This window comes from Lentibacillus sp. CBA3610, assembly GCF_013373365.1.
GTDB lineage: Bacteria > Bacillota > Bacilli > Bacillales > Amphibacillaceae > Lentibacillus.
In genome coordinates, this window is record NZ_CP035925.1 from 2,526,068 (window position 1) to 2,546,181 (window position 20,114).

At 35.5% G+C, this 20,114-nt stretch carries 19 protein-coding genes; all 19 read right to left on the minus strand.

The window, feature by feature from the left end; translation table 11 throughout:
* Positions 1-10: 10 nt before the first annotated feature.
* Complete coding sequence (locus Len3610_RS12485; RefSeq protein ID WP_255259596.1) at positions 11-1,477, minus strand: outer membrane protein assembly factor BamB family protein; 1,467 nt, start codon at positions 1,475-1,477, stop codon at positions 11-13.
* Positions 1,478-1,498: 21 nt separating this feature from the next.
* The gene (locus Len3610_RS12490) at positions 1,499-2,923 is read right to left on the minus strand and encodes a lipopolysaccharide biosynthesis protein (RefSeq protein ID WP_176448238.1); all 1,425 of its coding nucleotides are present in this window, start codon (positions 2,921-2,923) and stop codon (positions 1,499-1,501) included.
* 24 nt (positions 2,924-2,947) lie between these two features.
* Positions 2,948-4,120 carry a glycosyltransferase family 4 protein gene (locus Len3610_RS12495; protein ID WP_176448239.1) on the minus strand — a complete coding sequence of 391 codons (1,173 nt, stop codon included), beginning with the start codon at positions 4,118-4,120 and terminating at the stop codon, positions 2,948-2,950.
* 75 nt (positions 4,121-4,195) lie between these two features.
* Positions 4,196-5,329 (minus strand): O-antigen ligase family protein, encoded by a 1,134-nt coding sequence (locus Len3610_RS12500; RefSeq protein ID WP_176448240.1) that lies wholly within the window; start codon positions 5,327-5,329, stop codon positions 4,196-4,198.
* A 457-nt stretch (positions 5,330-5,786) separates the two neighbouring features.
* Positions 5,787-6,683 (minus strand): glycosyltransferase family 2 protein, encoded by an 897-nt coding sequence (locus tag Len3610_RS12505; protein ID WP_176448241.1) that lies wholly within the window; start codon positions 6,681-6,683, stop codon positions 5,787-5,789.
* A gap of 191 nt (positions 6,684-6,874) precedes the next feature.
* Positions 6,875-8,002, minus strand: a complete 1,128-nt coding sequence (locus Len3610_RS12510) for a glycoside hydrolase family protein (protein WP_176448242.1) — start codon at positions 8,000-8,002, stop codon at positions 6,875-6,877.
* Between the two features lie 1,371 nt (positions 8,003-9,373).
* The gene (locus Len3610_RS12520; RefSeq protein ID WP_176448243.1) at positions 9,374-9,694 is read right to left on the minus strand and encodes a glycosyltransferase; all 321 of its coding nucleotides are present in this window, start codon (positions 9,692-9,694) and stop codon (positions 9,374-9,376) included.
* Positions 9,695-9,843: 149 nt separating this feature from the next.
* A complete protein-coding gene (locus tag Len3610_RS21835) occupies positions 9,844-10,014 on the minus strand; it encodes a hypothetical protein (RefSeq protein WP_369693693.1) in 171 nt (56 codons plus the stop codon).
* Positions 10,015-10,293, minus strand: a complete 279-nt coding sequence (locus tag Len3610_RS12530; protein WP_176448245.1) for a cell division protein FtsA — start codon at positions 10,291-10,293, stop codon at positions 10,015-10,017.
* Positions 10,294-10,329: 36 nt separating this feature from the next.
* Entirely contained in the window at positions 10,330-10,833 is a 504-nt protein-coding gene (locus Len3610_RS12535; RefSeq protein ID WP_176448246.1) for a hypothetical protein, read from the minus strand.
* A 22-nt stretch (positions 10,834-10,855) separates the two neighbouring features.
* On the minus strand, positions 10,856-12,034 hold the full coding sequence (locus tag Len3610_RS12540; protein ID WP_176448247.1) for a carboxylate--amine ligase: 1,179 nt from the start codon (positions 12,032-12,034) through the stop codon (positions 10,856-10,858).
* 33 nt (positions 12,035-12,067) lie between these two features.
* The gene (locus Len3610_RS12545; RefSeq protein WP_176448248.1) at positions 12,068-13,027 is read right to left on the minus strand and encodes an NAD-dependent epimerase/dehydratase family protein; all 960 of its coding nucleotides are present in this window, start codon (positions 13,025-13,027) and stop codon (positions 12,068-12,070) included.
* Positions 13,028-13,049: 22 nt separating this feature from the next.
* Positions 13,050-13,883 (minus strand): polysaccharide deacetylase family protein, encoded by an 834-nt coding sequence (locus Len3610_RS12550; protein WP_176448249.1) that lies wholly within the window; start codon positions 13,881-13,883, stop codon positions 13,050-13,052.
* Entirely contained in the window at positions 13,880-14,512 is a 633-nt protein-coding gene (locus Len3610_RS12555; protein WP_176448250.1) for a sugar transferase, read from the minus strand. The genes Len3610_RS12550 and Len3610_RS12555 overlap by 4 nt, the downstream gene beginning before the upstream one ends.
* A 196-nt stretch (positions 14,513-14,708) precedes the next feature.
* On the minus strand, positions 14,709-15,590 hold the full coding sequence (galU, locus tag Len3610_RS12560) for a UTP--glucose-1-phosphate uridylyltransferase GalU (RefSeq protein WP_176448251.1): 882 nt from the start codon (positions 15,588-15,590) through the stop codon (positions 14,709-14,711).
* Between the two features lie 25 nt (positions 15,591-15,615).
* On the minus strand, positions 15,616-17,445 hold the full coding sequence (locus tag Len3610_RS12565; RefSeq protein WP_176448252.1) for a polysaccharide biosynthesis protein: 1,830 nt from the start codon (positions 17,443-17,445) through the stop codon (positions 15,616-15,618).
* 180 nt (positions 17,446-17,625) lie between these two features.
* Complete coding sequence (locus Len3610_RS12570) at positions 17,626-18,285, minus strand: response regulator transcription factor (RefSeq protein ID WP_176448253.1); 660 nt, start codon at positions 18,283-18,285, stop codon at positions 17,626-17,628.
* A gap of 121 nt (positions 18,286-18,406) precedes the next feature.
* Entirely contained in the window at positions 18,407-19,171 is a 765-nt protein-coding gene (locus Len3610_RS12575; protein WP_176448254.1) for a tyrosine-protein phosphatase, read from the minus strand.
* 74 nt (positions 19,172-19,245) lie between these two features.
* Positions 19,246-19,995, minus strand: coding sequence for a tyrosine-protein phosphatase (locus Len3610_RS12580; RefSeq protein ID WP_176448255.1), 750 nt, complete (start codon positions 19,993-19,995; stop codon positions 19,246-19,248).
* Positions 19,996-20,114 lie beyond the last annotated feature (119 nt).

Genomic DNA, 20,114 nt, shown 5'->3' on the forward strand with positions numbered 1-20,114 from the left:
TCAAATATTGTTACTTCGCCCTTAATTTCCGAACCCCCAAGAATACAACTGCCATTATGCCTAAGACTATTAGTATCGGAACAATATAAACTAGCATTACAAACAAGAAATCACTTGCATTTTTTTCTTCACTATCTATTGAATCATTAGACTGCAATATTTCTGTTGTTGGCAAAATGTAAGCATTGCTATCCTGACTTCCCACTATCAGGTGATCGTTCATCAGTATGGGACCGGATGGTGCAAGCTTGCCTCCTAATAATTTTTTACCTTTCAGTTCACCCGATTCTGTATCAAATGCATAAACTAGACCTTTTGTATCGGTAAAATAGACAATATTATTATCTGCAACGGGGGGTGCCTTATTAATATTTGCTTCTTTATTCCACAATGTTTCCCCGGTTTTGGCATTCAATGCGTAGAATCCCTTAGTGATAGGACTCCCAACAAAAACTTTACCATCATAAATCATAGGCGCACCGGATTTATTGTTAGGAACCATTTCTCCTTCTCCTAGTGAGGTCTCCCAAACAACTTCCCCAGTATTAATGTCCATAGCAAACACTTTATGATTATGAAGCTTCTCAGGTGGTTTATTAATTAAATTACCGATTGATTTCTTAACCCCTGCTTTATACGTTTCCAGTAGCCCGTCACTTTCATATGTTTGGCGTAAAGGCACATCTTTACTTGACTTTGTAACGCCAGTTGTAAACACTAAATCACCTAGCACAACAGGTGGAACATCATCGATTCCCTTATCTATATCAGGAAACTCCTTTTTCCACAAAACCTCTTTATTCTCTAAATCCACAGCCTGGAAAGAAGATGGTAAGGCACTACCTACGTAAAGAACACCATTGTGTATGTTTGGCGCGGACATGCTCACAACACCATTAAGTTTTAAAGACCATTCTTCTTTACCAGATAGAGGGTTCACACCATACAAGTGACGATCACCAGTCGTTATATACACAGTGTCTTTATAATAAGCTGGTGTTGGCATCACTTCACCTTTTGTTTCAAAGTTCCAAAGAATTTCGCCAGTTTCTGGATCCAAACTGAGCAAGCCACTCTCTTCTGTACCCCTTATTTCATCATTTTTCATAAAACGATTACCATAACCAACAAATAACTGGTTTTTAGCAAAAATGATTTCTGAATGGATCCAATTTGGCGCTTTATTTTTCCATTTTAGTTCTTTTGTTTTTATGTCATATGCAAATATTTCACCACTATTATGATTACCGATATAAGCTGTGTTGTTGATGATAACCGGAGTGGATCTGATTTCATCTCCAGACTTCAAAGCTGTCTTTATCTGTTCACTAAAATTACTGTTATAAACTGGATTATTATAAGAGTTTAGACGATATTCAGACCATTCCTCCGGTCCAAATGTCTGCGAATTATCTGCGTAAGTCACAGTACTCGTACAAAGGAGGGACATAAAAATAAATAAAACTGCTTTCTTCAATTAGTCTTCACTCCTGACCATTTAACCTAATAATTCTTTACGATTTTGGAAAATATAAACTAAGTCTTTATAGAAAACTACTATTAAAATAATTAGTGGTACTATAGCCATTAAAATATTTACCCAAAAATCTGTAATGAGTATTGAATAAACAGCATATGCCATAACAACCAAAACCATAAAATATATTTTAAATAGCGGATACTTAACTTTAAAGTATTTTAATGAGATTTGGGTTCTTAAACTAAAGAAAATAATATATGAAAATGCTGTCGAAAATGAAGCTCCAATAGCTCCAAACTCCGGTACCAAAAGCCAATTACCAAGTATATTTACACCACAAGCAATTCCCGCTATTACTAAATGCCATTGTGTTTTTTTATAAAAATTAATCCCCATAACTGTTGTTTCCGAGATTGTGTAAAAAATAGGCATAAATACGAGAAAAGGCATAATTGATGCAGCTTCTTTGTACTCTCCGCCTAATAAAATAACAATAATATCTTTACCGGCAATACTTAAAATTGCTACCAGAAACATTACAAAAGCGACTGCAGTTGATATGTAGCGAAAAAAATCTCGATCATCCGGTTTGTTTTCAAATTTTTCATATGCCACAGGTGTCCAAAATGTTGAGAAGGTTTGTCTTAATACCATTACTAAAGCTACTAATCTCATAGCAGCAGCATATAGTCCCAATTCATCGAAATCAGCCCACTGACGAATAGCAATCTTATCAAAGGATTCTAATAGCCATGTGATAAAAATAGTGAATACAAATGGAGTACCAAAACGTATAACTTCTGATTGTGAATGTTTGACATTCTTTACTTTTAAATTTTTAGGATTCCAAAACTGTCTTCCAAAATAAATGCCAACCACTACAAGAATAATAAATGTCATAACCTTCGAAAAAACCAATACTTTAAAGGATGAACCTATAATAAAAAACACTATAAAAATAAATAGTAAATTAAATACCCTTTGAAGGATTTGCAGTAAAGAGTACAGATTTCCTTTTTGCTGCATACGTATAACCAATTGAGCGTATCTAAACAGCAACTGCGCAATAATTCCTATTATAAATACGATAGCAAAACTAAAATCGGCATCACCTATCATAAAGTTGGTGATCGGTTTATAAAAGATTAACGTAATTACTATCATAAGCACTGTCGTTAAAATCGGTACCCTTAAAGAATTATATAACAACGCCCCACGTTTTTCAGGCTCTTCTTCATAAAAAAACCTTATGAAGGCTTGATCTGTCCCAAAGACAGTCAGTATCATTCCGACTTTTAAAAACAAATCAAACATGGAGAATTGGCCAAAAGCATCTGGTGGTAGAATCCTTGTTGTTACCATCGTAGTTAGCAAGCCTAAAATTAATCCAGCCCAACTACCGTATGAGAATTTCAAAAACTTCTTGATTAAGTTATCTTTCATTGATACCCTTCTTTGATATAATTTTTAAAGTCTTAGCCTGTTGAAAATACTATATATATAGGATGATCCAATTTTCTGTTTTAGCTTTTCAAGTCTACCTTTTTTGGATATAAAGTTTTCTGTTGGATTTTTTACTACAATTTCCGTATTCTCAAATATATTTTTTATAGTTTTTTTTCTATCCTGCCATTTCCATTTAACTAACGCTTCTTTCCTAGCTTTGTTTTTAATATTATTTAATTCATGTTGATTATTAATATAAAATTGCATGGCCTCGATTAATGATTCTTCTTTAGCGATGGATAACGGCCAATAATATCCATCACTTCTACTCCGGAAATAATCTATATTTACCAAATAACCAACATTATTATTGATTACTTCATTCATGGGAGGGTGGTCAGTTGTAATCACTGGTAATCCTGATGCTAATGCTTCATACATTGTTAAGCCCAGTCCATCTAACATTGTTGGATAGACATAAACATCACCTAAATAATATAACCCAGGTGCAGTAACTGTTTTTTCAATAACTTCTATATTATATAGTTTCAAGTTTTCTATACTGTAACTAAAGTTTTTTTCAAAGTCTTTTTGAGTGTGTATAATCAATTTTGCACTTTCATATATTTTTCCATTTATAAACGCATCCACGACAAAAGTTGTTCCCTTGCGATTTGACATTCCAGCAGAATGATAAAAAGTTAATACTTGATTTGGACTTTCACTTGGCAAAAATAAATCGGTATCGGTTCCCCAAGGGACATAAAAAGATTGAGGATGGTCTTTAAACACACTATAATGGCGCTTAGTGTTACAAATCAAAAAATCATACAAATAAAATTCTTTAACCGTATTATCTTTATAATAATCTATATAACTACCTATTTTAATATGAGGTAAGTGCCGTTTAAGTTTAATTACAATTTCTATTTCTTTTTGTTCATTAAAAAAAATAGTATCAATTTTATTTTTTTTAATCCATTTTTTGAAATGATTAAAATTTATATTACTATTTAATAATTGTGGACTCCAAGTAACGTAAGAAAAATCCCAATTCGGATCATTTTTTCCATATTGTTCACCTCCGCGAGCGTACACAAAAACATCGTGATCATCTTTTAAAAGTTCCATGTATTGTTTTGTTACATAAGCTGCGCCCCTTTCAAACCAAGTACTAACAAAGCCAATTTTCATTTCTCATATCTCCTCTCTTTTATAAACAGCTTTGAATGCCTACTATAAATTCGGTATTCTTTCATTCATTATTAATTAGTTAGTATACTCCACCTTTGGATTTTTACGTGGTTGAGTTTCCTCGTTAATTAAGGTTCCCATAAACGCAAAGAACAAGATAGACGGATAAATGAAATAAGTGTTTATAAACAATATATATTCTGTCATCCCTATTAAAAAATATGCGGAGAAAAAATAAATATACTTATGTTTATCTCTATTTCGATATACCTCTTTAAATAAAAAGCCTATTAATAACAAAAACAAGATAAGACTTATAATACCATATGCTCCAGTAATTTGAACGATAATATTGTGTGCATGGTATAAGTCAAATGTATTAGTGAAATAGGCTTCTCCATTTCCAAACAACGTAATCCCATTCTTAAGAGTTTCAACCCACATATCCACTCTTCCTGCAGATATTGAGTTTAAATCCACAACTCCACTAATTTCTCTTTTATATAAAAAAGCATTAAATATGTTATCGTATAAAATAAAGGCGACACCTATAATTACACCCGTTACTACAAGCCGTTTTAATAAATCAACAAAAGAAGAGGTTTTTCTAGCAAACACTCTTAATAATAAAGTTGCCGATACTATAATTAAAAATGTTAATAATGAAGTTCTATGAGTTGTTATAAATATTATAAGAAGTAATCCAATCAGATAAGTTGTTTTAATAAACGGATTCTTTAATATAATAAATCCAATCAATGTTATAGAAATCACACTAATTAATATAGCCAAGCGATTCCATGGCTGAAGAATCGTAAGCAACGGAAGAACTGAGAGGACTGCAGCAGCTAAAAAAGTGTTCTTGTATTCCATAATTCCTTTATTAAAAAAGACCAGCGGAACTATTATCAAATAAAAAAGGAATTCAATCTGCACAAATTCGTTGTTTAATAGTTTAGAAATTAATACCGAAGAAATGAATAATTCCCAAAGGAAAAGTAAAATTAATTTCTTTTTAGTCAAGTTATATTTGTAGATAATAGTAAAGGGCAATACTATCAACGATATGATTAGCATTACAATCCAGCCGTCCTCTACTTTTTCATGCAAGTTATACAAGTCTAAGGATATTAAATTACTAAAGAAAAATAGACCAGTTAACAATATTAGTAAAAAAACCTGTTTTATTCTAATTCGTTCATATATCATAAAGTTCCCTCTGTACATTATTAGTTTTTTAATATATACAAGTCTAAATAGATTGCGTTCATAGTATCTACAAGTACACAAGTTCATCCAGACGCAGCTTTTTTAATTGGCAGGTTGTTAGCTTTTGGACTCATCGCTGGGCTTTACAATGTTTGGTTAGTTACTTCCTAAATTTAATGACTTTCCTTTATTTATCATAAGCGCCGTTGAGAAGATTTGGTTAGGAGTATTGACCATCCTTGATCAGTTTTTGAACTTTTTCATCTCTCCAACATCTATATAAAAATACTTTTAAAAAAACATCTAATAAAGAATTAAAAAGTATTGTCATTAAAAATTAACAGCAAACTAAGGAATTTGCTATTTATAAAGGAACATAAGAAGCGTTCCAACAAGAGTTGTTGCATAAATTTAACAACTTAAAACCAAAAACACCTGATAAACAAATATAATGCACTTAAGTGTTATTTTTATTGCTTCTCACTCTTCGCAAGCCAATTAAATTTGCTGCTAACATTGTTAACTTACTGAAATACCCTACAAGCATTATTTGTATTAAGTATTTTTTCATTTTTTGTGTTCCATGAATAGATATTTTTTTTATTATTGTTTTAAGATTTGGTGGCATAATCCTTGATATACTAAAATATCTTCTATAATTTAAAAAGTTATCTTCTTCCAGCCAAATTTCGGGTTGTCCTAAACCAACCCTCCATTGTTTTTTTATTAACTCTATGGATGTTCTTGCAATTTTATAAACTATTGCCTTTTCACTATATGCAAGTTCACAATCACTTCTAGTAGCTTTTCTGGTCCATCTTACATCTGCCCCTGAACGGACACCTTCAACAAACATACCAACTTTATTAAATACTTCTTTTCTAATGAATAAATTTGCGGTTTTTGCAACTCCACGTTCAACTGATTCTTTCATATTTATATTAGTTAAAGAATCATAAATTTTTCCAGCAGATTTCTTACCTTGAAAATCAAATAAAACATTACCTGCTATAATGTCTGCATTCTTTTTGGTTAGTGTATCTACACCATTAGATAACCAATTGACCGAAGGACGACAAGTAGAATCTAACAAAACTATTATATCACCATTACTTACTTCTATTCCTCTATTTCTTGCTGAGTATGGGCTATTTAAATAATTATATTCAAATAAGAGTTTGACATCATTATACCGTTTGACAATTTCAACGGTTTCATCAGTCGATCCATTATCGACTACAATTACTTCCTTTGTATAGTTATCAATTTTGTTTTTTTTAATTCTCAATAAAGTATCTTCTATTGCTTCAGCATCATTATAAACTGGAATGATTATTGATATAACTTTTTGCAAAAAACCGCTCCTTTCAATCCTCGACTAATCTCTTTAGACCAATGAACAAGGCAAATGTTTTCGATAGAAAATATGCTTTTTGGTGCTCTCATTGGGTTACTCTTGTATTAACTTTGACAATTTTTATATACAATTTCTCTCTGAGATGTCTATATTTAAACGTAGTATCAATAGATCATAATAATATTGATTCACTTGTTTATTAAAAACCTAGTATATTCGTACATCCTTGATTCAAGGGTAATAGAGTCTTCATTATTCTTATTAAACGTAAAGTCCTTTTCATTATAAGTAAGATCGATTTGTTTGTTTACAATTAAATTTACAAAATCCTTTTTATTCCCAATAATGTTCTCAAACACTTTATAAATATAAGGTAATTCAAACCCTGGTGCATTATATGAAAAACCATAAATATTAAAATGATTATTTTTAACATGAGGCATTTTATTACCATCGAAACGTATACTCTTACGTAACAACCACTTATAAAGCTTTTTATCAAAACAATATTGAACTTGCTTTTTAAAACGTTTACTATTAAAATAATCTATTTCAAAACCGTGATCTTTGATTAATGCAAACGCATATATATTAAATAAATGATAACCATTCTCCTTGTAATACAACCTTATTTGGTTTGCTTTCTGTTTTAACAATTTGTAGATTTTATCCTTTAAATTTTCATTAAAATTACCATAATTAATATAATGTTTTATTAACCCATTAGAGTATGATTTTATATGTTCATCAATATTATTTAAAAAAGCTTTACATCTTATTCTTATTTCTAGGTCATTTTCAACAGATAGAACTTGAACTCCTGCAGCAGCAAACCATAATTGATGATTGAAAGTCAAATCAAAACCTTTTTTCTTTCCATCAATGTCCATTATTTCCCACATTTTGTATTCTTTATCAAATGGAGTCATCAAAAAGAGTTTTTTTGCTAAATCTATATATTTTCTCTCACCTGAAGCCTTAAATGCTGAAACTAAGCCTTCAATAACCCAAGCTGGTCCAATAACGCCATTGGATAAATCTTTATTTTTATCTTGTCTACAATAAACCGTTTTGTCAAAGGGGCGTACTTCTTTAGACAGCAAATAATCTCCACATTTATTGATTGCATCTAGATATACTGGATTTTGGTCTCTTAAGTAATAATAATAAAGAGTTGTAATAAAATGTGCTGTATTTCTAACCGGTGTTTCATTATCATAATAAGGCCCATTATTGCCTCCGGGAATGTATCCTTTGGTATTTAGTTCATTTATTTTTCTTTTTACGATAACATCCAATATTTCATTGATAGTCAACTAATATTCTCCTTCTATAAATTCAGTTTCTTTAGAACTTCATAGTTTTGTTTCACGTTTCTTCCGAACAGTAGAAAGCGAGGACAGTAAGTAGCCCTAAATTGTTTCACTGTAAAAATTTTATGCAACATGGTAATTCTATTCTTCTTAACTATAGAATCACAAAATGTCTATGAAAGGGTACTACTGCTTTTCAAAAAGCAGATAGAGATAGAGATACCATAGGTATGTCGAAGATATTAACAACAAAAACTAAGATTTAATTCTCTTTATAACTATCAATTTTACTTCGTTTGTAATTTACTAAATGTTTTTCGTTTTAATAAGCCTACTACCCGACTGAATTTTGACTCCATTAAAATTCTACCTCTTATCATTATATAAATCATATTATAGTGATTTCGTTTTACTAAAAATAGAAAAATCCCTTACCTGCATATTTCATATTTATAATTTCGTTTATAATAACTCCTATTTCACAGGAATTAATTCTGCCTCTTTTTTGATCCAATCTAACCGTTGTTTTCTGTTCATATCCACTTCAGGACTAAATATTTTATCAAAAGCTTTAATTGTATTATAAATGTACTCAATGTAAATTAACGATAACAACTTTTGATTAGTTTTATTCCATTTAAAATAATCAAAGCCGATATTTATATAATGCTTTACTAATATCGATATGTAATTGAAATTTCCGCCACTTATTGCTCCATATCATAATAAAATGAGTGTATAGTACGTATAATTAAAGCGTACTTTAGTACTATCTACATATCTAGAAAATAAAAACTTCGTCTTGATGTCGTTTTAAGTCCGGAAAATATATAGAGTTATCTTTTATTACTTTTAAATTAAAAAGTTTATTCCAAGGTGCCCCCTGTATTCCCCATTTAAAATTAGCATCAAAAAAAAGGTGGTAGTTTTTACGTATATACTTCCCGGTGTATGTTGTCGTATTGCTTGGTATTTATTAGCTTAATCTTCGAACCCATCTTCTATAAGGCAAACCAAACATACTAATCAGATTTTGTTCCATCGCAGTATCCATAATATTTAACTGCTTCAGTTCTAGTATATCATCAGCGTCCATGAAAAATGCCATAATCCCCTGAAGCCTCATTTATACAATATTTCTTGCAGGCCCAGAGCCATTATTTCAGTATGAAATGACTTTATTTATACTAATACCGCTTATATCTCTGGCATACATCCACTGTATATCAACGACGCCGTCATCAATAATCAGAATTTCTTTTGGGTAAGTTTGTTCTAATAAGATTCTATGCAATCCGATAACGTAGAACCCATATTAAAGACAGGTAATATAATACTTACCTTTTTCATTTACAACACCTTTCAATGAATTATTTATATCTTTATAAAATCATCAATAATCTCAATTATATTTCCTTTTCCTTTAAATCTTTTCTTAATGGGATTTTCAAACAGGCTTTGAATAGAACCTTCTAATTCACTTACATCGTCAACTTTTATTACATAACCATTTCCCGAAAAAAAATCTACAATTTGTAACTGATGATCATCTGAGTGTTCCCCATATTTTTCTCTTCTTGGAATGGCTACAACCTGCTTATGGGCTTTAAGAGCTTTTATAATTGCTCCTGTTCCACCATGTGTAATAACAAGGCTTGCGTTATTAACTGCATGATCATACTTATCAGCAGGCATAAAATTTTTATATTCAAAGTATTGTGGAAACGTATGTTGATGCCCAATCTGCTAAGACATTATCATTTATTTGCCATCCTGATAGTAAATCTATCTCCTTAAGGAGCCCTATCAAACTGGAAACCTTTTCGTGCCTAAACAAACAAAAATCAATAGATACTCCCCCCATAAACTGCCCCAGGATAGAACTTTAATAAACTTTCCCATTGAACGATAAATAAATCAGCATGTTTGTACATAAAACGACCAGTTCTTGTTGTATCATGCATTCTAGCAAAGGTCTCTATAAATATAATTTTTGATTTAGTAATCTTTGACAGTCATGGACTCCTATAATTCCACCCGTGCTTATATATGAGTAGCCTTTCTTTAGGTAAATAAAAGACTATAATCAGGTATAAACATCTTAGCAAAACAGGTTTTTGTTTAGCACCAGCCTGTAGCATAAAGTAGTCTATATCATTGTTGTTAATCTCTGTTTTTTCAGTAACAACCACGCTTGAATACTTTTGCATCAAAGGTTTTAACATAAGCAATTGTTCCAGATGCCCTCCTGAAGCAGACACAAACAATAGCTTTGGTTCTTTTGTTTTTGTCATATTTATAAACCCTCTCCAAATCAGCTTCATTCTACATTATCGCTTAGTATATTTATATATTACAAAATCACCTTGACCGGAATCACAGAGTATTATAGATCTTACATATCGAGATAAGTTTGCATCACTAAAATACTTAAACCCCACTGCCTCAGAAGCTTTTATACTGGGAATATTGTCTTTCTGTATATAATCATAAGCATTAGCAAATTCCAAATTCGAGCGTTTTAAAATAAATTCAAGTAACGTTACCGAAAGTTTCTTTCCTCTATACCCCTCACAAATAAAATACGGACCGACCATTATATCTTTTTTTGAAGCGAATTTATACCTATTATCCCTGCCACTTTGTACTAAGCAATAGCCAGCATATTCTCCTTGGTATTTTAAGTAAAAAACCTTGAAACCAGAAAAATATGCCATTAAAAGTCTGAGCCTCCTCTTCAACGTCAAAGGTTCCAAATTCACATAAAATGGTTTAAAAATAGTAGGAGTATATTCATAAAAACTTATATCACCCTGCTCAAACACTTTTTGCATAATCCGAATCCCCTTGTATTTTTCATCTCTTACTGGATGATAGTTTTGCTTTCAGATTTTTTATATTACCAAATGTATTTAAAATTAGAGAAAAAACATTAGCGACTATAGGCTTGAAATCATCTTTTGAAAATATGGCATAATGAATATTAGTTGGTTTTTTTAAAAAGTAACCTATCTCTTGTTCAAATCTATCTTTATTAAACACAAAATTTAATATATCTCCTGGAATCAACCACTGACAATATTCTTCAAATTTATTGTTCTTTAATAAGTCGATCTTTTTATTTAAAGCCAACTTTGCAAAGACATTTGGAAAGTCAGTACCAAGTTGGACAGCTAACGCAATGTTTGCAGAAAACCGTGGGTTTATTTCCATTAAAAAATATTCCCCTGTACGTTGATCTACTATAAATTCAACTTCAGCAAAACCAGTCCATCTTATTTTTTTCATGAATTCAATTGTTTTATTTTCAATTTCAGGTAGTGAAATTGTCTTCCATAATGTAACAGGGCCACCTTCTACCGGGAATTCTCTGATTCCCTGGTATGTACAAGCAGCTTTCAATTCGTGGTTCTGATCTAATATAACTAACACTTGAATCTTGTCAAATTCACCTGTGATGTATCGTTGTACAATTGGCAAAGGATAATCTTCATGTATTTCTTTGTATTTTGAATTTAGTTGTTCACTGTTTTCAACATAAGCGATTCCCCGAGATCCAGAACTTAATCTTGGCTTTATAATTGCTGGATATTCTATATGAGAGATTATCTCTTGCAACTCGTTAATATCGTTAAGAAAATAAGTCGTAGGACAAGTTATTCCATGCTCAATCGCATTTTTCATAGTCTTACCTTTATCTCTCGCGATCATAAAAGAGTCGTATTCAGGAAGCAATGTCTTTGTATTGTTTAGAACTTCAATGTTAGATATTATTAAGCCGACTGTTTCGTCTTCCATCGGCATAACGACATCAATTTCATATGCATCAATAACGCTTTCCAGCTCTTCTAAAAAAATGTCTTTTTCATCTATTGGATTTGGAAGGTGAACAAATGATGCACAATATTTACTGGATCTTGACATATTAATTTTTTTATCCGACCCGGCTATCACATGAAAGCCTTGTTTGCCAAGACTTCTGACAGCGCATAATGCCTTCCGTGATTCGCAATCTGTTACTAAAACTTTTTGCATTTAGGTTCACCTACAACCAAACATAATAGCTATCTATTTTTGTTCATTATATACTGTGTTTTCCAGATTCCACTTAGGGCTGAGAATTGAACTCATCCTTTTAAGTGAATATCTTGGAGGGTTGGTTAATTTGTGTATATTTAAACTTATCTTAGATACTTTCTCGTTATTTATAATAAGGTTTATCAACTTTAACAAAGGTTTAATAATCGAAAAAAGTTGGTTTGGAATATAAAAGACTTTTTTTACATTGCCAATTTGTTTTTCTAGTTCGATAAAATCAATTGTATTAATATATTCAGAATCAACTACATTATAAATTCCGGATATCTCTTCACGTGATGACAACCATTTCAAAATGAAATCTATAACATTATTAACAGATACAAAGTGATAGTCCTTTCCTTTGCCAACCCTAAAAGCTATATTAGGATGGCTTATATAGATTCTTTTGTATGCATCTTTCATATATCCTTTGTCATATACGGGCGCAAACCTTGCTATTGTGCAATTTGTAGAATGTAAATTCGCTTTTTCAATTAATGTTTGTTCAGCTAATTGCTTAGAATGAGCGTAATCTGAAATGGGCTCAGGTTTACTTTCTTCCGTTATATACTTTGATTGTTTATCTCCATATACATCAACAGTACTGGCAAAAAAGATATTGGCACCAGAGTTAATGGCGGCTTCAAACAAACATTTACTGGCTAAGGCGTTTACCCTATAAAATTCATTCCAACTGATTTTTTTTCGGTTTTTCAAATGCGCAATAGCTGCTAAGTGAATAACAGCTTCTATATCATAAGTGTCAAAAAGACTTTCTACAGAGAGAGGATGGGTGATGTTCATTTTAATATGTTTATAATTTTCACTTCCTTTTTTGATACTATCACTTGTTGATATGCCCAATACTTTATACCCCTTATTCAACATTGCATCTACTAATTTGGAACCAATAAAACCGTTACTGCCTGTTACTAAAACATAACCCATTATATCCCTCTTTACTTTTGCACTATAGTTCGGCTCCAAGGGGTTTAAAATTAACCCCTTCATTTTTCAAAAAACGTAATAGTTTATTTAGTTTTTTTAAATTACCTTTTCTTCCTACAGTTGCTCTAAATTTATCCTTTCGAGGTATGTTAGAAGATAGCGGTAATGGTATATCTGTTAACTCAAAAGGATGTAAATAGAATACAAAACTTGACTGTTTTTTAAAATGATTTTTAATCAATTGTTTAATAACCGGGTATGGAAATAACCGTAAGTATCCACCGCCTGAAATTGGAATATTGTACTTTCCAATTTGATAAGTTGGTACTTCAAATTCTAAAAAGTCATCGTTCTGGTATATTAAATCTTCTTTTTTTACATAACCGCTCAAATCTAAATCCTCGTATAATGGATGTTCCGCGAAGCTAATATAACTGGAATCATATTCATATCCACACTCTTTAAGAAGATTTAGTTTACTGCGATTCATTGTGAAACAAGAAGCCCTGTAACCCTTAACAGTATCCTCACCTACAATTCTATCCAAGATGTTTTTAGCTTTTATTATTTGGTCTCTAAACTCTTCGTCTGTTTTATTATATAAGAGATCGTGGTCTAAGCCATGACATCCTATCTCATGTCCTCTATCTCGGATTTCCCTAATAATATCTGCATATTCTTCAGCTATTTCACCCACAACAAAAAATGTTGCTTTAATTCCCAAGTCATCTAACATATCTAAAAACGTAAAAATTTCAGGAACTGTTTTTGCTTTATGTTTATCAACTTCATAGTCTTTCAAGTAGTCCAAATGATACCACTCTTCAAGATCTATCGTTAAATAGGCTTTCTTCATTTTGAGTACTCCTTCTCACTTGCTGCCTCTTCTTTGGTTTGTGCACCTGTTCCGCCTTCCACAACGCCATCACTTTTGATAACACTAATAAACGTCCCAAAGAAACATTTTACATCGAACTTAAAACCGATATTTTGTACATACTCACCATCAAGCTGGGCTTTTACATCAATCGGGAGCTCATCACGGCCTTTAATTTGTGCCCATCCAGTTAAACCTGGTAGAACATCGTTGACCCTGTATTTGTCCCTTTCAGCGATCAAGTCATATTGATTCCACAATGCCGGGCGGGGACCAATAATGCTCATGCTGCCGCCAAGGATATTAAAAATCTGCGGCAGTTCATCAAGCGATGTTTTTCTCAAAAATTTACCCATTTTTGTTATATACTGGTCCGGATCTCTCAGTAGATGGGTCGGTGTGTCCTTTGGTGTATCAATCCGCATCGTCCGGAATTTTAGTAGATTGAAGTGCGTTTTGTTAATGCCAACCCGTTTTTGCCTGAAAAGTACCGGACCCTTGGAATCCAACTTGATGCCAATCACAAGAATCAAGTAAACAGGTAATAATACTATTAGACCGATTAAAGACAGTATAATATCGGTTAGGCGCTTTAGTTTTAAATACATATTATGACGCTCCTAGATGGTTAGTGGATTAGAACTTAACTGGATTTCAAATAATTTACTAAGCTTCTTCCTTACCATGGAAGTGTTTTTAATATGTGTGCATCCAACCAACTGCTAAACCACTAAACAATAATTAATAGAATACAAGGCAATGTGCCAGGCTTTTAAGCCCAACACCTGCCATATATTGATAGAATTAATTCTTAACACCCTGTTTAGCAGCCAGTTCCTCAACCAACGCTGTTACATCCTGACCAATATCCGGATCTTTCATAGCATATTCCAAAGTCGTTTTGATAAAGCCATACTTCTCACCAACGTCATAACGTTTACCTTCAAAGTCATACGCATAAACATCCTGATCCTGATTCAACATTTGAATGGCGTCAGTTAATTGGATTTCGCCGCCTGCACCGATTTCATGCTTGTCAAGATGTTTGAAGATTTCCGGTGTCAGGATATAGCGACCCATAATGGCCAAGTTTGATGGTGCTTCACCTTGTGCAGGTTTTTCGACAAAGTGGTCGACTTTGTAGCGTCTGCCTTCTATTGTGCTTGGATCGACAATACCATAGCGTTTTGTTTCTTCATGCGGCACTTGCTGGACGCCGACAACGGATCGCTCGGTTTCTTCAAATTGCTGAATGAGTTGTCTTAAACCGGGTGTTTCGGATTCAACGATATCGTCACCCAAGAGCACGGCAAATGGATCATCGCCTATGAATTTCCGTGCGCACCAGACGGCATGGCCGAGGCCTAGCTGTTCTTTTTGCCGAATGTAGTGAATATCGACATTAGATGTCTGATTCACTTTTTCCAGCAGTTCGAACTTTTCTTTTTTCATGAGATTTTCTTCCAGCTCGAAGTTGTTATCGAAATGGTCTTCAATTGCACGCTTATGTTTCCCTGTTACGATAATGATATCTTCAATGCCTGAGTTAACGGCTTCCTCAACGATGTATTGGATCGTCGGTTTATCAACAATCGGCAACATTTCTTTCGGCATTGCTTTGGTTACCGGCAGGAAGCGTGTTCCCAGGCCTGCTGCCGGAATGATTGCTTTTTTGACTGTTGTCATCGTATAGCCCCCTCTAGTTTTTTCTTTATGACCCTTGTGCTGTTAGCAAGGTTTGTTCCGTATAAACAATTTTCATTATATCATCTTTTAAATGGTCCGGATCCGTTTTATTGAGCTTATCTATTAAATCCATGATAAGTGATGCATCCACCTCAACTGTCCGTCCCACATAAATCTTCTCATACACTTCCCCGGGATGGACTTCTTCATCACTGAGCAGTTCCTCATACATTTTTTCACCAGGCCGTTTGCCGCTAAATTCAATGCCGATGTCTTCTTCGGAATTACCTGATAGTTTAATAAGGTTGCGGGCGAGGTCGACAATTTTGACCGGCTCACCCATATCAAGCACGAAGATTTCGCCACCTTTAGCCAATGTGCCGGCCTGGATGACAAGCCGGGATGCTTCCGGGATTGTCATGAAATAGCGTGTCATTTCCGGATCGGTAACCGTGACCGGGCCGCCCTGTTCGATTTGCTTTTTGAACAATGGGATGACACTGCCGCGGCTGCCGAGGACGTTGCCGAATCGGACCGCGACGAATTTGGTCTTGCTGCGTTTGGCCAAGTCCTGAACGACCATTTCCGCGAGTCGTTTGGTGGCTCCCATCACGTTTGTCGGTCTGACGGCTTTATCGGATGAAACAAGTACGAACTTTTCGGCACCGTATGTATCAGCTGCTTCGGCAACGTTTTTCGTGCCGATGACGTTGTTTTTGACCGCTTCATGCGGGTTGAATTCCATAAGTGGCACATGCTTATGTGCGGCCGCATGATAGATGATCGCCGGCTGATACGTTTCGACAATTTCGAACATGCGATGGCGGTCCTTTACATCACCGATGACCGGGATAATCTCGATGTCGGTATCACCGTATTCCTTCTTCAATTCCATATCAATTTGATAAATGCTGAACTCGCCGTGACCGACGAGCAGAATCCGACCGGGTGTGAATGTCATCAACTGACGGCACAATTCCGAACCGATTGATCCGCCGGCACCGGTGACCATGACCGTACTGCCGGTGACGTATTCCGATATCGAGTCAATATCCAATTTAACCGGGGCACGTCCGAGCAAGTCCTCGACCTCGACATTTTTCAGGCTGCTGACCGAGACTTTCCCGGTCATGAGATCCTCGATTTTCGGGATCATCTGCACTTTGGTGTTTGTCTGGTTGCAGTAATCCACGATTTTTTTCAATTGACCATTGGCGAGCGACGGAACGGCAATTACGATATGCTCGATACTTTCCTGTTCGGCAATTGTTGGGATATCTCTTACCTTGCCTAAAACGGGAATATCATAGATCTGCATTTTTTGTTTGGTTAAATCGTCATCGACAAACGCCATCGGGTTCAGCTCGGCGTTTTCCTGTTCATTTTTCAGCTGGCGGGCAATCATGGCACCTGCAGCACCTGCCCCGACAATCAGGGTTCGTTTTTTCTTATCCGTGTTGGCGATATAATGATCACGATAAATGCGCCAGGCGAAGCGCGATCCGCCGATCAGGATAATATGTAATAACCACGTGACAACCAGCGCGCGATTGTAAATGGAAAAATCATTCACTAAAAATTGCACAATCCCTGCCGATATAATGGATAGCGTGATAGCTTTCACAATCGCCAGCAGCTCACCAACACTCGCATATGCCCAGACTTTGTTGTACAGCTTGTAAACGGAAGCAAATAAATGATGAAAGATTAATAATGCAATGGCGCTGATAATAATGGCGTTAAGCTCCAGCACTTCCGTGTATGGATAGACAACCCATGATGCAATAAAAATGGCTGTACTGACAATGATGGAGTCGAGCAGAACGAGCAGCGTGAGTCGTGTTCGGTATGTCAATGATATCACTCCCTCCTGAAGCAATCATGATTTTTTCTCTTCCCTAGACTATAACAAGTGATTATTAACTGACTGTTACTATGATATTAAATTTACTGTCACATTTTGTTCCACACGAGAAATCATACTAAAGTCTTAGTCATATTTTAAGTGAAAAACAAAGAAAAAAGTCACTTTCTCCTAATTCCTGTAAATTTTATGCAAATAATCGATAACCTGCCCTCGGTTGTGAATCCCGAGTTTTTGATAAATTTCGCTGATGTAATTTTTAATCGTGCCTTCACCGAGGCGTAATTTATCGGCAATTTGTCTGTTTGATTGGCGTTCCATGAGCAGGTAGGCTATTTCCTGTTCGCGTTTTGTCAGATGAATTCCCCGATTTTCCAGCCGGATGCCGAGAATGGCACTTTTGTCCATTGACAGCTCGCGAATGCGGCGTGCCAGAATCGAGGCAACGTCACCTGAGAGAACAACCTGCCCGCGGTAGGCATCCCGAATCGCCTGGTATAATGTGTCCGGAAACAGTTCCTTAACCAGGAAACCATCTGCCCCGACACTGATGCCTCTGATGGCCAGGTCTTCATTAATACTGGTTGTGAGCATGATGACTTTAACCCTGGGGTATGACTCCTTGATTCGCGCTGTTGCTTTGATTCCGTCCAGCTCAGGCATATGAATATCCATCAGAACGATATCAGGCCGCAATTCGCTGACCAGCTCCACTGCCTGATCGCCGTTTGATGCGGTCGCAATCACTTCCATATCGTCCTGTGTATCAATCAGTGCCTGCACACCTTCCAAAAACAGGCGTTGGTCTTCTGCGAGCAACAGCTTTATCAACGTCCACAGCCCCCTTTTTCATCGATAACCTAAGTATACACGACAGCTTATGCAGATTTATGTATACCCTGAAAATAAGGAAACGCCGGATACAGCTTATGGTCTACATCCGGCGAGAATTCTAAAATAACCCGAGAAATTTCTTCTTTTTAACCTGCTGTGGTTCATCTTTGTTGACGTTCTGGCCGTTAATGAGTAATTGTGCATTTTCCATGAACAGATATGTCATCTCATTGCCATGCTGGTCACTCAGTTCCTGGAATGCTTCATCCATCACAAATCCCCGTGTTGTTGTGTTATGCGCATCAGAGGCGAGAAAATGTGTCAGATTCGCTTCAACAAGCTGGTGGGAGAATTTCTGGATGTTTTTCCCGAAATTGCCATTAAGGCTTGCCGCGGTCACCTGCGTTAATGCACCCTTTTGCACAAATTCATAAAGCATGGATGGGTGCTGACTAATAGCGGAATTCCGCTCGGGGTGTACAATCACAGGTATGTAACCGGCCACCTGAATATCAAACAGCATTTGTTTGGCATACCTTGGCACGTGGCTGGACGAGAACTCAACAAACAGATATTTGGTATCGTTGAGTGCCGCCAGATCACCGTTTTCAATGTCACCAACCATATCCCCATTGATCCGTGTTTCTTGTCCGGGAAGGATGGTAACAGGTATATTCTCTTCTTTCAACTGTTCATTCAGGTCATGGGTGTAGCTGATGATATCGTTTTTTAGGTTATTAAAGACGCCATTCCGGTGATGCGGTGTGGCCACAATCGTATGAATCCCCTGCTGTGCGGCGGTTTGTGCCATTGCGAGGCTGTCTGTGATTGTCCCGGCACCATCATCGATCCCCGGTAAAATATGACAATGTATATCAATCAATCGCGTCACGTCCTGTCGAAAAAAGCTTTAACTAGCCGTATTATAACAAAATTCGAAGGTGTTTTACAGTCTAACTAAAAAAACTTGCGAACCCGGGATTTTCTGATGCGTTCGGGCATTTCTTTTGCAATGGGCTTGTCATGGAATATATACCCACTGTTTTCTATGAACATATCGGACATCGTTGCCTCAAGTGACCGGTAAGCTTTGGCTAAATGAATCGTCTTCGCATCATGGGCGTTTGAAGCAATGATATGTACCATATTAGCGTCGAGCAGTTGCTGTGTCAGTTTTTTCACCTTTTTCCCATTGGTACCGATCACGCTAGCTGCATCTGCCTGTACCGCAGCGCCGTTTTTTACCAGGTCATAGAGTATATTCGGGTTTTCCGCAATGCTCGCGTTTCTTTCCGGATGGGCAAGGACCGGGATGTAGCCGTCTCGTTGTAAATCAAAAATGAGGCGGTGCGTATATGGCGGCAGATGTGTTTCCGGCAATTCAATCAGAACATATTTGCTGGACTGATTCAGCGGCAATAGGAGACCGCGTTTCAGATCACCCGCGATATCTTCATAGAGATGAATCTCCTGCCCTGGGACGATATCCACTGGAATGCCGTGCTGCTGGATTTGTGCATTGACAAAGTCAGTCGCACCAAGGATGTCCTGTCGCTCGTTTATATACTTGCCGTTGTTATGGTGCGGTGTTGCGATAATGGTGTCTATCCCCTGATCTGCTGCCTTTTTGGCCATTGCGATGGTCTTTTTCAGCAGCTTGGGGCCATCATCAAGTCCCGGCAATATATGACAATGTATGTCAATCATTCATACCACTCCCCGCTTCGATATACCCTATTCCGGAGTGTCTTAACGTATTATAGGACTATTGTACTATTTCCCAATATACCAAGACTCCTTACCCGTCGGCAAGGAGTCTGGTCGTC